Source organism: Paenibacillus sp. PAMC21692 (assembly GCF_014303795.1).
Taxonomy (GTDB): domain Bacteria; phylum Bacillota; class Bacilli; order Paenibacillales; family Paenibacillaceae; genus Pristimantibacillus; species Pristimantibacillus agaridevorans.
In genome coordinates this window covers 4638619-4653439 of sequence record NZ_CP060293.1, presented here as the reverse complement: position 1 = coordinate 4653439, position 14821 = coordinate 4638619, and the positions used below count along the sequence as shown (strand labels likewise).

The window sequence follows — 14821 nt, the reverse complement described above, 5'->3', positions numbered from 1 at the left end:
TGCTAGTATGGATGATTTCTCTATTACTCATTCCTACTAGCATACCGCAAAAGGTGGAGAAAGGCTATTCACTTTTTACATCAACATTTGCACAAATCCACGGTGCGGATTAGCGCGATACCGTCTGGGGACCAAGCGGCCACTTGCCCGCCGGCTTGCGTTTCGTCTTGCCAAGCACGCTGCCGATGCCCATAATGAACGTCGGAATGCCTGCCGCTACGAAGACGAGACACCATTCGCGGAAGCCGATCGGCACCGTCTTGAAGATGGGCTGCAGCGCTTCGATATACAGCACGCCGACCATAAGCAGCAGAGACGACAGAACCGCGAGCACCAGGTATTTGTTCTGAAACGGATTGCGGTGGAAGATGGACCTTGAGCTTCTGCAGTCGAACACATGGATGAGCTGCGCCATCACTAGCGTGGCGAACGCGACTGTCTGAGCCGTCATCAAACCTTGCGGATCGTTGCCTTCGGCGACCAACGTGATCCAGAACGCGCCGAGCGTGCAAAGGCCGATCAAAATGCCCCGGCTGATAATTTTCCATCCCAGCCTCCGGGCGAAAATATTTTCCTTGGCCTGGCGAGGCTTCTGCTGCATGAGATCCTTCTCTGCCTGGTCGACGCCAAGCGCCATCGCGGGCAATCCGTCCGTGACGAGGTTGACCCATAAAATCTGGATCGGCACCAACGGCAATGGCAGACCCGCCATCATGGCCAGGAACATGACCATGATTTCGCCTACATTAGAGGCAAGGAGATATCGAATGAACTTGCGAATATTCTCGTAGATCCCTCGGCCTTCCTCTATGGCGGCGACTATCGTCGAGAAGTTGTCGTCGCTGAGCACGAGCGCCGATGCTTCCTTCGAAACATCCGTTCCCGTAATGCCCATCGCGATGCCGATATCGGCTGCCTTGATGGCAGGGGCATCGTTAACGCCGTCGCCCGTCATGGCTACCGTATGTCCCCTTCGCTGCAGCGCCTTCACGATTCTCAGCTTATGCTCCGGAGATACGCGGGCATAGACGCTGATGTCATCGGCGCGCTTCTCCAACTCCTCGTCGGTCATCTCTTCCAGCTGCTTGCCCGTCACCGATACGGCGCCGCGAGACATAATGCCGAGCTGGCCCGCGATCGCCTCCGCCGTCAACTGATGGTCGCCGGTGATCATGACGGTTTTGATGCCCGCTCTGCGGCAAGTCGCGATAGCGTCCTTTACCTCCCGGCGAGGCGGGTCGATCATTCCCGCAAGACCGATAAAGACAAGACCTTGCTCCGCGTCGTCCTCCGTCTCGACCTTTTCTGCCGGACGGACATCCTTGTACGCAAGGCCCAGCACCCGAAGCGCGGAACCCGCCATGGCTTCGCCCGCTTCGGCGCACTTGCGCTTGAGCGTCGACGTAAACGGAACGACCTTGCCATCCCACAACACGTAGGAGCAATGCTCCATCAGCACGTCCGGAGCGCCTTTCGTACAAATGAGTCTGCCTCCTTGATGAGAGACAATGACGGACATCCGCTTGCGCTCGGAGTCGAACGGGAACTCCTTCACGCGCTGATAAAGCGTCTCCAGCGATTTCGCGGAGGATCCCAGCTTGGCGGCGAGCACCGCCAAAGCCCCTTCCGTGGGGTCGCCCTTGAGGCGCCACTCGGAGACAGGCTCCGCGGCCGCTCCTCTGCGCCGCTTGCCTGAGGGCTCCTCTACCCGTTCGACCTGCGCGTTGTTGCAAAGCGCCCCCACCTGCAGAAGCCGCTTCAGATGAAGATCGTGTTTCGGATCAATCGCCTTTCCGTTCTCGTAGATCGCCCCTGTGGGGTCATATCCTTCTCCGCTCACTTCCAGACGGCGGTCGCTAAGCCACACGTTGGTAACGGTCATCTTGTTCTGCGTCAGCGTGCCCGTTTTGTCGGAGCAAATGACGGACGCGCACCCGAGCGTCTCCACGGAAGGCAGTTTGCGAACGATCGCCTTCCGCTTGATCATGCGCTGCACGCCAAGCGCCAAAGCGATTGTGACGATTGCGGGCAGCCCTTCCGGGATGGCGGCCACCGCCAGGCTAACCCCCGCGAGGAACATGCCGTATGCGGGTTGCCCGTGCAGGATGCCGGCGACGACGACCATGATCGTAAGCCCGATCGCGACCATGATAAGCAGCTTGCCCAGCTGCTCCAAACGATGCTGCAGCGGAGTCTCCATAGATTCCGTCGATTGAATGAGACCCGCGATCTTGCCCATCTCCGTCTCCATGCCCGTCCGTACGACGATGCCTTTAGCGGTGCCTCGCGTAAGCATCGTCCCCATAAAGCCGATATTCCGTTGATCGCCTAGCGGCAGATCGCCGTCGGGTATCGGAGCGGCGTATTTGCCGACGGGAACCGATTCCCCGGTTAATGCGGATTCCTCCGCGTAACAGCTGTTCGTTTCGATCAGGCGCACATCCGCAGGAACGCGATCCCCGCTTTCCAGATAAACAATGTCTCCGGCAACCAGCTCGCGTGCCGCTATCGTAATCAGCTCGCCTCCGCGCAGCACCTTGGCCGAGGGAGCCGACAGTTCTTTGAGCGCGCGAAGAGAACGCTCCGCGCGGAATTCCTGCACGAAACCGAGCACTGCGTTAATAACGATAATAGCAATAATCGTAATGGCGTCCAGATATTCGCCGAGCAGTCCGGAAATCAGCGTGGCTCCCATCAGGATCAGCACCATAAAATCCTTGAATTGATTCAGGAGCAACAGAATCGGCGGAACGCGCTTCCCTTCTGTCAGCTCGTTCGCGCCATTTTCCTCCAGCCGCTCCGCCGCTGCGGAAGGCTTAAGCCCTTCTTGCAGCGAGCTGCCCAGCCGCTCGGTCAAATCGTTTACGCCGTATTGATGCCATTTCAACTGTTCCATTTCACGACTCCCTCCCGTTTGTTGCCGGTCCAGCAGTCAGCCGCCCCGAGCATGTCCCAAGGTGAAACGGCTGTCGCCGTCCTTGGCGGCGCAGCGCGTTTCCATCCGAGAATTATAGTGAACAACCGCTTAGGACAAATGTATTCGGACAGCCCGTAAAATATCCCACCGCACTTAATTTTTTGTCCCGAATATGGCATGATAGAGACATCCTGCAAAAAGAAAGGTACATAACGACAATGGCACTCGACGGAATCGTAACACGCGCACTCGTGCAAGACCTTCAGCGCTGCGTAGGCGCACGCATTCATAAAATACATCAACCGACGGAGCACGATCTCGTGTTGTCCATTCGGGGCGGCGGAGCACAGGGCAAGCTGCTGCTCTCCGCCAATCCCACTTATCCTCGCGTCCACTGGACGATGGGGACGTATGTCAACCCGCTGGAGGCTCCCATGTTCTGCATGCTGCTTCGAAAGCATTGCGAGAGCGGCGTCATCGAAGCAGTCAGCCAGGTTGGCAATGAACGGATCATTCATATCGACGTGAGGCATCGCGACGAGCTTGGCGACCTGTCAAGCAAACGCATCATTATCGAGATCATGGGCCGCCATAGCAACATCATTTTGATGGATGCCGGAACGGGTCTTATCCATGACGGCATTCACCATGTCACGCCTGCCATCAGCGCTTTCCGGATCGTCATGCCTGGCAGTGCTTATACGGCTCCGCCGGATCAGAACAAACGAGACCCTATCGACGTGACCGAAGAGGCGGAATTCCGCTCGCTAATGGCGGCTGCGTCGGGCGAGGATCGGACTGCCATTACCGATGCCCAAGCTTTGGTTGCCGCTTTTAGCGGTCTCAGCCCCCTTCTTGCCAAGGAAATCGTGTTCCGATCCAAGGAAGACGGCAGCCAAGGTTCATTATGGAACAGCTTCCGGGACATGATAGAACAGGTTCGCGGACACCGCTATAATCCGGGTATCGTGACCGATATCGGAACGGGCAAGTCAAGCTTCTCTATTACGCGCTTAACCCATATTCATGGCGAATGGTCCCCTTACGACAGCGTTAGCGAGTGCTTGGAGTCGTTCTACGGCGATAAAGCGGAACGCGATACGGTAAAGCAGCGGGCCGCGGATCTGATCCGGTTCGTGCAAAACGAAAAAGCCAAAAACGTTGCGAAGATCAAAAAGCTTCAAGAGACGCTTGAGGTGGCTCGGGACGCGGAGAAATACAGAGTGCTGGGCGAGCTGTTGACGGCTTACATGCATCAGATCAATCGGGGCGACAGCTCTATTACGCTTGTCAACTTCTACGACGAGAACGCGGCGGAAGTGACGATTGAGCTGGACCCGCAGCTCAATCCATCAGAGAACGCTCAACGTTACTTCCGCAGATATACGAAACATCGCAACAGTTTATCGATTGTAGGAGAGCAGATGAGTCTGACGGAGGAAGAAATCCGTTATTTCGAAGCTTTGCTGCAACAGCTGGACAACGCTTCGCTTGCGGATATCGAGGAAATTCGGGACGAGCTGGTCCAGCAAGGTTATATGAGGGAACGGAATCGCAGAGGGCCTAAACGCAAAAAGCCGACACGCCCGGCCCTTCTCTGTTATACATCTTCAGAAGGCATTCCCGTCTATGTCGGCAAAAATAATACGCAAAACGAATATTTGACCAATCGCTTGGCTGCTCCGTCGGATACCTGGCTTCACACGAAAGACATTCCGGGTTCTCACGTCGTCATTCGGGGCGGCGACTTCGGCGACGCCACGCTGGAGGAAGCCGCGATGCTGTCCGCCTTCTACAGCCAAGCAAAGGAATCCAGCATGGTGCCCGTCGACTATACGCTAATCCGGCATGTGCGAAAGCCGAACGGCGCAAAGCCGGGCTTCGTCATCTACGACAATCAAAAGACGCTGTTTATTACGCCGGACACGGCGCGGCTGAAATCGCTGGCCTTCGAAATCAAATCTTAAGCTAGACAGATGTTCTGAACGCCAAACGGCGGAGCAAACGCGCTCCGCCGTTTTTTCGGTTAACGTTACAATGTCCCATTTCTCTGCAATATCTTGTCCAGCAAGGCACGAATCGTATCGCGAGGTGCGTACCTGCTGCCAATGGCGCCATGATAGCTTTCGCCGTTCCGCTCTCCATGATAATCCGAACCCCCGGTCGATAAAATGCCATGAAGATGGGCGAGCTCCAAATAACGTTGCTCGCTCTCCGCGTCATGATCGGGATGGTAGACCTCGATCCCATCCGCTCCAGCTGCAATCAGCTCTTTTACCAAGGCGTCCCGCCCGTATAAGCCGGGATGCGCAATGACGCCGGCGCCGCCCGCCTCTTTGATCCAGCGCAGCGCTTCTACGGGGTGGACCTTGGGCATCTCCACATATGCGGCCGCCCCCGGCGCCAGATACCGATCAAACGCTTCGCCCATGGTAGCAACGACGCCCTTGCGAATTAACGCTTCGGCAATATGGGGACGCCCGATGCTTTTTCCTTTCGTCCCGTCGGCCGGCCTTCTTTCATTGGCTATCCCTTCTACATCCGACCAGGCGATCGCAATTCCGAGCGACCGGAGCTTCTCCACGATGAGAACGTTTCGGTTCCCTCTTACGCCTCTGAGGCTGGACAGACGCTCCTGCCACAACTCATTGTCATTGGCTGTAAAATAGCCCAGTACATGAATGTCCGCGCCTTCCGCATATGTGCTGATCTCTATGCCAGGCACAACCGTTATGCCTAGACGTTCGCCTTCCTCCGCCGCTTCGGCGACACCCGCTACCGTATCATGGTCCGTAATGGCGATGGCGGACAATCCCGCCGCTTGGCCCTTGCGGACTATCTCAGCGGGAGCGAACATGCCGTCCGAAGCCGTCGTATGGCAATGAAGATCGACTCGGCCGTTGTCGGCGGTTTTCTTTGCCCATTTATTCGTTACAGCCATTGCTTCAAATCCCTCTCTCTCAGAAACGTCAGGAACGTCACCGCAGATATCGGCAGCAGCGCGGACTTGAGGTAGATCGAATAGAACTGCCGGTGAAACCGGGCATCCGTCAGCTTGACCGTCTTGATCAATCCGAGGGCCATCTCATGTTTGACCGAAGAGGTCGACAAGATCGAGATGCCGAGCCCCGCCTCTACAGCCGATTTGACTGCGCCGGTGCTTCCGAGCTCCATCACGATTTTCATGGCGGAAGGATCGAATCCTTTGTTCCGCAGCTCATCCTCCATGACAAGTCTTGTCCCCGAGCCTTGCTCCCTCAGCACGAACGTATACTGCAGCGCATCCGCAAGAGTGGTTTCCGAGACTTCCGCCAAAGGATGGTCCTTATGGACCACTAATACGAGCTCGTCGTTCATCACCGCTTCCATATACATGTCGGGATGATTAACAGGCGCCTCGATTAATCCGAAATTCAATTGATGATTGAGAATATCTTCCATTATTTGAGCGGTGTTCATAACCTTCATGCTGATGGAGATATGAGGGTACTCCTGTCCGAACGGTCCCAGCAGCCGGGGCAAAATGTATTCGCCGATCGTTAAGCTGGAGCCAAGCTGCAGCTTGCCTTTGAGCTGCTTCGTAAATGTCGACATTGCCTGATCGGTATCCCGGATAAGCTCGATGCTGCTCTTGGCAAAAGGCATGAGCGCCCTGCCAGCCTCGGTGAGCTCGATCCGCTTGGTTGAACGCTGCAGCAGCTTCGTGCCGAAATATTCCTCGAGCGACTGCACCTGCATCGTTACCGCGGGCTGCGTCATATGAAGAGATTGCGCGGCGGCCGAGAAGCTCCCCCGTTCCGCAACCGTATGGAATATATGCAACTGATGGAAATTAAGCGCCATAATAACCCGTCCTTTCTTTGCCCTTATTATACAATAGGATTGATCGGGATACGACAAAAAAGCGCATGTCTTGTCGACTGTGCGCTCCGATCCAATTAATAATATTTAAGTTTGGTATGAATTGTATTATTTGCGTTTGCGGCTATTTTTGATTAGCGTCATTCGTCTGGAATGTCTTAACCAGGAGTAATACGACTTCAGATCGCGGAGCTCGATCGTCTCCGACATTCGTCCCAGAAACGTCACTACGATCATCTTATGGAGCGGGTTGCCCAGCAAATCCCGTTCGGTAAGCGAATCCGAAAATTCCGCGACAAACACCAGATCGTCGTCGATCAAATATACATCTTGCTCATTGCGATAGTATGGTTCAATTCGGTCCTTTTTTAAACATTCCCATAAAAATTCGGCAATATCGTCGTATCCGGTCTTCTCCGTCTCGATACGGTCAAGCCACCGGCTCTTCGCGTGGTTGGTAATGATGATGTCAACCACCTTCTTGTCGCCGAGCTCAACATAAAACGACTCATAAGTACTCCATCTTCTCGTCATTTTATCCTTCATCTCGCAACCTACTCCTCCCAAGGAACCAGGGCTTTTAACCTATGTATATACTATCATTCTATCACGGCTGTCCAAGATTTCAACAATAAAATAAAGTCAGGCCAAATATAGCAAAATATGTATAACTGGTCAAAAAAAAACGCCCAAGCCCATACCGAAGGGCTCAAGCGTTTCCCATGACTGGCTACAAGCTGTAAAACCTTGTTTTGTCCTCGCTGTCCTTGCTATATTCCGTCTTGATCTCATTGCGATAGGAGCGCTCTACCTTGCGCACGTAGGGCAGGCGAGTCATCTGCCGCACGGCTTCCTCCGCCCTGTCCGCATTCATGTACAGTACGACATAATGCAGCTTTCTGGACATGTAGTGGACACTGCCGAAGCGCTCCAATGCCCTTGCCGCTTTTAAGTCGCTGACCCATATAATAAAACCCGTTCGTTCCGGCAACATCCTCTATACGCCCCCTTAACAATCGCGCCAAGCCGCCTTGCTCGCTATCCGCAGCCTCCGCTGCCACAGCTGCAAGATCCGCCGCCACCGCAGCCGCTCCCCGATCCCTTTTCATTGCTCGGCACCTTAATCGTATCCGATACCGATTCGGCGATAATAACCGCAACCTCGTGCAGCATTTCGTCAACCGCTTGCTCAGCCAGCTTGAAACGCTTGACGCATTCCACCTCATCCAGCCGCTTCTCGGCTGCCTTCATCTTGTCCTTGGCCTCATGATAGTCGGGATGGAATCTGCCAAAGCGCTGGCATTCGGCGAACAGCTCCTTCGCCTTCCCGAATTCCCGCTGCCGAAGCGCCGCTTCTTCATTCTGACTTACTGCCGTCTTCCAGTATGTGTACTCGGCAACTTCTGCCGATTGATTAATCCAGTCTCCCAATTCGTAAGCGCTGAGCAGCAAAGACGCCATGTCAAGCGTTGCTTCGGCGGCGTCCCCCTGCCCATCTGCCATCGACATCAAATAAGGTTCGGCAATTGGCATGAATACACCTCTTTCCTCGTGCTTGCTATTACATTATCATATTACAGGGTTTTAGCCAATAGATGAGGTTGTTCAAAAAGTCCGCTTTTGATCACGAAGTATGCCTTGGAGCCTACTCGGCGTCAAATATTGAATTCAGGCGAATCTTCCGGTGCTCACGTAGCTTCCACTACGCTCCGCTCCTCAGTTTCTACCTTCATCCAATCTTCTCGGTGCTGAAAACCGGACTTTTTGAACACGTACTTGATGTGTTGTCAGGTCGTAATCCCGTCAGGCAAGTCAATTCCCATTTCGCCCCACATGTCGGGAGTAAGTCTGACAAGCTGATCGGATACGTTATCGCCCCAAGAACCGGCTACCGACCACTCCATGCCGCCTCGTCCTTCAAGACGTTCAGGAACAAATGTCCGCATACCTTGGTTCGTCATTATACGGACAGATGTTTCTAGCGTGATCGCTTTCTGCAGCAATTCCTTACGCGTGGACAGATGATAATCGCGCAGCTGCCTGGACCACATCTGCGGGACCGAAGACCAGTCCGCTGCGAGAAGCCTTTCCGGAACGGGATCGCTCGCCAGCTCGCATCGGCGAATGGACGCGTGATCGGCAACATACAAACCTTCAACGCCAGGAACCGGAATAACGGGCTGCCATTCCGCATCCTCTGCGTCCTCTGCATCCTCTGCATTGATAATTGACGCAAAAGACTCCTCTTCCGGAGCCCGCCATTTTGGCGACACGCCTTTGCGAGGAGGGAATCCGGCTTGCTGCAGCAGCTTGCGCAAAGGGCTGACATGCGCCGCATCCACAACGAAGACTGCAGGACCTATTCGTTGCAGCTCGAAGGGCTGAGATTGCACCTGTGCGGCAAGCCAGTCGGCGCGGTCCTCCGAGCCGCACCGAAGGAGGGTAGCCTGCGTGAATTCGAATTGGCAGGCGCGGCTTGCCCATTGCTCCAACATCGATTCCAGCGCAGCAGGCAAGCTTGGCATTACGGCCGCTTCCTGCAGGAAGCGGCTTATCGCATCGCGTGTCCAGCCATGCTCCAATGCCGCGGCGATGGAGGCTGCCGTAAGAACATACTCCGTCAGCTCGCCGTCTCCCCTGCGCTCGGCAATAGCTTCCAACTCCCACCGACAGGCATAAGGGCAGCCTGGTCCCGCAATCAGCTCCCCGCTCGGCTGCACGATTAACTCTCCTTCAAGCGGAGCAGGCTCCGATCGCCAGCGGAACAAATCCTCGCCGGTGTCGCCGTCGATCATTAGCCGTCCGAGCTCCAGCCAGCCGAAGTCGTAAAAGAGCTGCAGCCAAATATCCGGCCATCGGCTTTCCAGCGTCAAATCCGCGCTCCCGTGTCCGAAGTCCCTCTGAAGGACACCGTTGCGACGCGCCTCCCATTGGCGCAGCAAGCCCTCCCTTCCCCAATCCCCGCCTCCTCGAGTCCGCTGACCCACAATAGCGGCGCAGATGGCCGAATCGGATCCAGCGGCTTCCGTAAGCCTGCTGATCAGCCAATCCTGCAGTTGTCTGGCTCTAGTTGTAGAATGAAGCTGCAGCCACTTATGCAACTGCTTCTTGCGAAGACGCAGTTCTTCTCCGTTGCGGAGCTCTACAAGATCGAGCGCGTGAACGCCCTCCAGAAACAGGGCTGCTCCCATGGGATAATGGATATCGTGCGTCCTTTGCAGACCGAACGGCTCCAGAGCCACTTCGATGGGACGGAATAGGGCCGCCAGACGGTCAATCGTTTTTTTGGCCAACAGTCCTTTTGCCGTCACTCCAGTATCCAGCTTGTCAAGCAAAGCAAGACCATATAAGAAAATGCGTTCGTAAGGTACAGGCAAGGACTGAAAAACGCCGTTCTTGTCCATAGGCGGCAGTACCTCGGCGTCTGCCGGCACAGCCTCGGATAGCGGCAGACATTCGTAGATACGGTTCATGAGGGGAACATACGCATCGGATGGCATCACCCACCATCGCTCTCCCCATCCTTTACGAATCGCAAATGCGATCCCCGCCTCGCCTAGACGGGCAAGTCCGCTTCTGATCTCCGCTCCTGGCCGCGCAGTATGTTGACGGAGCATAGCCGTCAGTTTCTCCTCTTCCATCGGCGATGGTCCGCATATAAGCAGCATGGCGCCTAACACCTTCATCGCATATGGAGGCAACCCTTCGCAGGTTTTAGCGACCGCTGCTGCAATTGCAGCAGCGGACTGCCCATCCGACAAGTTTGAGGCCAGCTCGCCGATTGGCGTTCCAATCACTTTACGGTGCCATTCGGAGGGCAGCCTGACCATCATTTGTTGAATCAGCAAGTGCACTCTCCCCTTTCGCGCCGTATATTCTCCGACTCATCCGGCAGTGCCTTCATCGTGTCCTGCTCGTATATATAGCCTTGCTCCATCATGAACAACTGCCGCTTCCAGGCAAATTCCGTTTCCTTGGTCCCTTCGGTCACGACGGTATAAAACCAGGCTTCGTTTCCTCCGCGCTTCGGTCTCAGCAACCTGCCGATCCTTTGCGCCTCCTCTTGTCTGGAGCCAAAGCTGCCTGATACCTGGATCGCTACGGCAGCGTCGGGCAGATCCACGGCCAGATTAGCGACCTTCGAGACGACGAGCACCCCGATTTCGCCATTTCGAAAGCTGTCATACAGGATGGCGCGTTCCTCCTGCGGAACCTCTCCTGTCAACAAAGGGGCATCCAATTCTTTTGCGATGGCATAAAGCTGCTCCAAATATTGTCCTATAATAAGCGTGGGTTTCCCGTCGTGGCGACCTAACAGCTTGCGAACGACAGTAAGCTTGTTCTTATTCTCCGCCGCTATTCTGAGCTTGCCCCTTGCCCCGGAATTCGCATATTCGGACCTATGAGAATCATGAAGTCCGACACGAATTTCCGTACAATTGACTATCGATATATAAGCCCCTGCTTCAGCCTTCTTCCACTCCATGTCGTACAGCTTGGGCCCGATTAGCGAATAAACGTCTTCGGCGCAGCCATCCTCCCGTACAAGAGTCGCTGTGAGTCCCAATCTTCTTGTTGCTTGCAGCTTCGCCGTCATTCGGAACACCGGCGCGGGAAGCAGATGCACCTCATCGTAGATGATTAGCCCCCAATCCCGTTCGGAGAACAGCTTCATATGCGCGAAATCGCCGCTGTTCGAGCTGCGGTGCGTGAGCAGGGTATAGGTGCTGATCGTTACCGGGCGCACCTGTTTATAAGCGCCGCAATAAAGACCGATTTGCTCCTCGGTCAGCGTCGTTTTGTCCAGAAGCTCATTTTTCCATTGCTGTGCCGAGGTGACGCTGGAAGTAAGCACGAGCGTCTCGGTGCCAAGCTGAGTTAGCGAGGCGATTCCTACCACGGTCTTGCCTGTACCGCAGGGCAGCACGACAACTCCGCTGCCTCCCTGCACGCTGCCGTTTAGCAGGAACCGATCCACCGCTTCTTGCTGGTAATCTCTTAGCGCAAAGCCCGTGCCGTTGCCACGATCCGTCAGAAGCCGGACAGGCAGCGACTCTCCGCTTCGATATCCGGCATGGTCCAGCACAGGGTAACCCAATCGTGCCAATTCCTGCTTGAATTCGCCGCGGTTTTCGGGATACAGCTCCCATATAGCGCTATGCAGCTTTTCTTTCCTGCACGCGGACAAGGACGAGTACAGCGCAAGTTGCTCCATGACAGCCTCGTCTCCCGTGACGAGCAGCCTTCCGGCATCCTCGGACAATTGAAGCTTGCCATACCTTCCAGCCCACAATCTGATGCTGGCCGACGCCTGGAGCGGGAGATCGTAGCGCGAATGGCGTTTAAGTCCTTCCAAGACGGAGGCTGCATCTGCGCCGGCGCTTAACGCATTCCAAAGCGTTACAGGCGTAATCCGGTACGTATGCACGTCCCCCGTCCGTTTCGTCATCTCCGCGACTCTCTGCAGCAGCTCTCTGGCAGCTTGGCCATCAGCCGCTCTTTCATCCAATAGCACAGTCAGGTCGGATTGCACGATCAATGCCCGATCTTTGGCTTCAACCATCCAGCATTTACCTCCCCATCCAGTCTCATGTCATCAGTATGAATGGAACGGGGGCATTTTATCCGTAATGCTCTACTTTACTTCGATTATAGGCACAATATATGTTATAATAATGAGACGTAATCTCGGTTAAAGCCTGACAATCTGTACGTGGGAGGCTACATGTTTGAATCGTATTTATTTATTCCTGCTCATCATGCTCTCCATGTTGCTGGCTGGCTGCGCCTCATCTCCTGCCGCAATCGATCGCACGGCCAAGGCGGGCGAATGGCTGGAGGTAACTGATTACATCGACGGCGATACGTTCCGCGTCAAGAGCGGAAAAGATTCGGTGACGGTACGCTTGCTATATGTGGACACGCCTGAGATCCATAATGAAGATGAAGGCTCCGATCCTTACGGCGACGAAGCGTCCTCTTATACGAAGGAGCTGTTGGAGCAGTCGGGAGAGGTTCGTCTGACCTTCGACAAGGAGAGCAAGGATCATTACGGCAGGACGCTGGCCATAGTCGAGCTTAAAGACGGACGCATCCTGAACGAGCTTCTGCTGCAAGAGGGCTTGGCTAAAGTCATGATCGTAGAGCCCAACGTAAAGATGGAAAACGTCTATAAGGGATTGGAGCAGCAAGCGAAACACGATATGATCGGAATTTGGAGTTCCGGGCATGAAAAAAGCCAGACCGACATTCCCGTTAAGAAAGCTGCCCAGATCGGCATTGAGTTGAAGGTGGACAAACGCGCCGAGCTGGTCACGATCAAAAATACGACATACGACAGCATCAACTTGGAAGGCTGGAAGCTGATCAGCGTTCGGGGCAATCAGACCTATACCTTCGACTCCGTCCAGTTGCCTTCGCAAGGCACGCTGCAGATTTCCTCCAGCGAAAAGAACGCCGCTCCCGATTCAAAAAACATGCTGATTTGGGAAGTCGACAACGTTTGGAACAATAACGAGCCGGATCCCGGCGAACTGTATAACGAAAACAATGAGCTTGTCGCGGTATGGGAGGATCAATAATCTCCCTTGCCCGCGGCAAGCTCATTTTTATGCTGGCGTATTCGCTCGATGCTCCGCCATGCCGATCAACAGTCTCGCGGCATCGAGCATTGCTCTTTCATCGATATCGAAACGAGGGTGATGATGGGCAAAGCTCGCTCCCGTCTCCGGATTGCCCGCTCCCACGAACATGAAGCAGCCCGGAACACGCTCCAGGTAATAGGAAAAGTCTTCGGCGATGGTGATGGGGTCCGCGTTAATGACGAACTCCTCTCCGAACAGCTCGCTCCCTACCCGGAAAAACCGCTCAGCCTCCTGCCCGTCGTTTACGACCGGCGGATAACCGATGCGCATTTCGTACTGACAAGCCGCTCCGTACATCTCGCAGGTCTGTTGGACAATCGCCGCCAGCCGCTCGTGTATCTGCCTCCTGGTGTCTTCGTCAAAGGAGCGGACGGTCCCCTTCAGCCTGCATTTCTCCGCGATCACATTATTCGTGGTGCCCGCCTGGAAAGAACCGATCGTCACGACCGCCGGATGTATCGGATTGACATTGCGGCTGACGATCGACTGAATCGCCTGTACCATTGCGGAGCCGATGACGATCGTGTCGACGGTGGCGTGCGGCATTCCGCCGTGTCCGCCCTTACCCTCGATGTCGATGACGAACTCGTCCGCGGCGCTCATGAACGGTCCGGGCCTGGAGGCCACTGTCCCGTATGGGAGAGGCGTCCACAAATGCACGCCATATACCGCATCAACACCGTTTAGTACGCCGGCCTTGACCATCTCGATCGCGCCGCCCGGCGTTACCTCCTCCGCATGCTGGAATAATAATCTCCGCTCGCCGCGGAACTTGTCCCTGTTGCTATTGTAATAGTCGGCAATCGCAAGCAACGTCGACGTATGCCCGTCATGTCCGCAAGCATGCATGACGCCCGGCACCTTCGAGCTGTAGTCGCAGTTTTTTTCGTCCTGAATGGGCAGCCCGTCCATATCGGCGCGCAGCGCGATGCACGGACCCTCTTGCTCCCCGGCGATCGACACCACAATACCGTTTCCGTACTCGCCGGTCTTTGCCTCGCATCCTAGCTCCTTCAGCCTTCCAGCTATCCACGACGAAGTTTCCCGCTCTCGGAATGAAAGCTCGGGATACTGATGCATATGCCTGCGCCAGGCCACCATCTTCGAGAATTGATGCTGTAGCGCGCTCTCTGTATACTGTTGTTGTATGGTCATTTTCGAACCCCTCCCTTTGTACGAATATCGGAAAGCATAGGTTTTCGCCATAATTGACCTCTATTTTCTAGTTTAGCAAGATCGCCGCCAATAAGGAAGTGCTTGCCCGGCAATTAGACAGCCGACCATAATTCTCAAAAATGTCACGAACATTAGTCCCAAGCTGCTGGAGTAAGGCTTGCGCTGACTGGGGAAACATACTATCATGAGTAAAGAATGTACAACTATGTCTTGTGAATTTGGG

11 protein-coding genes are annotated in these 14821 nt (G+C 54.9%); 2 read left to right on the top strand and 9 right to left on the bottom strand.

Features of this window, described 5'->3' with window-relative positions; translation table 11 throughout:
* Positions 1-109 precede the first annotated feature (109 nt).
* Positions 110-2896 carry a calcium-translocating P-type ATPase, SERCA-type gene (locus H7F31_RS18440; protein WP_187099978.1) on the bottom strand — a complete coding sequence of 929 codons (2787 nt, stop codon included), beginning with the start codon at positions 2894-2896 and terminating at the stop codon, positions 110-112.
* 239 nt (positions 2897-3135) lie between these two features.
* Between H7F31_RS18440 and H7F31_RS18435 the strand changes: the two genes are divergently transcribed.
* Positions 3136-4884, top strand: coding sequence for an Rqc2 family fibronectin-binding protein (locus tag H7F31_RS18435; protein ID WP_187099976.1), 1749 nt, complete (start codon positions 3136-3138; stop codon positions 4882-4884).
* Between the two features lie 65 nt (positions 4885-4949).
* On the opposite strand, the gene H7F31_RS18430 is transcribed toward H7F31_RS18435, so the two are convergent.
* The 7 genes from H7F31_RS18430 to H7F31_RS18400 all read right to left on the bottom strand — a co-directional run bounded on the left by H7F31_RS18430 (position 4950) and on the right by H7F31_RS18400 (position 12341).
* The gene (locus tag H7F31_RS18430; RefSeq protein ID WP_187099975.1) at positions 4950-5858 is read right to left on the bottom strand and encodes a PHP domain-containing protein; all 909 of its coding nucleotides are present in this window, start codon (positions 5856-5858) and stop codon (positions 4950-4952) included.
* The gene (locus H7F31_RS18425; protein ID WP_187099973.1) at positions 5849-6760 is read right to left on the bottom strand and encodes a selenium metabolism-associated LysR family transcriptional regulator; all 912 of its coding nucleotides are present in this window, start codon (positions 6758-6760) and stop codon (positions 5849-5851) included. The genes H7F31_RS18430 and H7F31_RS18425 overlap by 10 nt, the downstream gene beginning before the upstream one ends.
* A 126-nt stretch (positions 6761-6886) precedes the next feature.
* The gene (locus tag H7F31_RS18420) at positions 6887-7324 is read right to left on the bottom strand and encodes a hypothetical protein (protein WP_087567767.1); all 438 of its coding nucleotides are present in this window, start codon (positions 7322-7324) and stop codon (positions 6887-6889) included.
* Between the two features lie 184 nt (positions 7325-7508).
* Positions 7509-7772, bottom strand: coding sequence for a YlbG family protein (locus tag H7F31_RS18415; RefSeq protein ID WP_087567766.1), 264 nt, complete (start codon positions 7770-7772; stop codon positions 7509-7511).
* A gap of 44 nt (positions 7773-7816) precedes the next feature.
* The gene (locus H7F31_RS18410) at positions 7817-8311 is read right to left on the bottom strand and encodes a YlbF/YmcA family competence regulator (protein WP_261800041.1); all 495 of its coding nucleotides are present in this window, start codon (positions 8309-8311) and stop codon (positions 7817-7819) included.
* Positions 8312-8565: 254 nt separating this feature from the next.
* The gene (locus H7F31_RS18405; RefSeq protein ID WP_187099971.1) at positions 8566-10626 is read right to left on the bottom strand and encodes a helicase-associated domain-containing protein; all 2061 of its coding nucleotides are present in this window, start codon (positions 10624-10626) and stop codon (positions 8566-8568) included.
* Positions 10620-12341 carry a DNA repair helicase XPB gene (locus H7F31_RS18400; protein WP_187099969.1) on the bottom strand — a complete coding sequence of 574 codons (1722 nt, stop codon included), beginning with the start codon at positions 12339-12341 and terminating at the stop codon, positions 10620-10622. Before H7F31_RS18400 ends, H7F31_RS18405 begins: the two co-directional genes overlap by 7 nt.
* Positions 12342-12507: 166 nt before the next feature.
* On the opposite strand from H7F31_RS18400, the gene H7F31_RS18395 reads away from it, so the two are divergent.
* Positions 12508-13359, top strand: a complete 852-nt coding sequence (locus H7F31_RS18395) for a thermonuclease family protein (RefSeq protein ID WP_187099967.1) — start codon at positions 12508-12510, stop codon at positions 13357-13359.
* A gap of 27 nt (positions 13360-13386) precedes the next feature.
* Here the strand turns inward: H7F31_RS18395 and H7F31_RS18390 are convergent, their stop codons facing one another.
* A complete protein-coding gene (locus H7F31_RS18390) occupies positions 13387-14577 on the bottom strand; it encodes an amidohydrolase (RefSeq protein WP_187099965.1) in 1191 nt (396 codons plus the stop codon).
* Positions 14578-14821 lie beyond the last annotated feature (244 nt).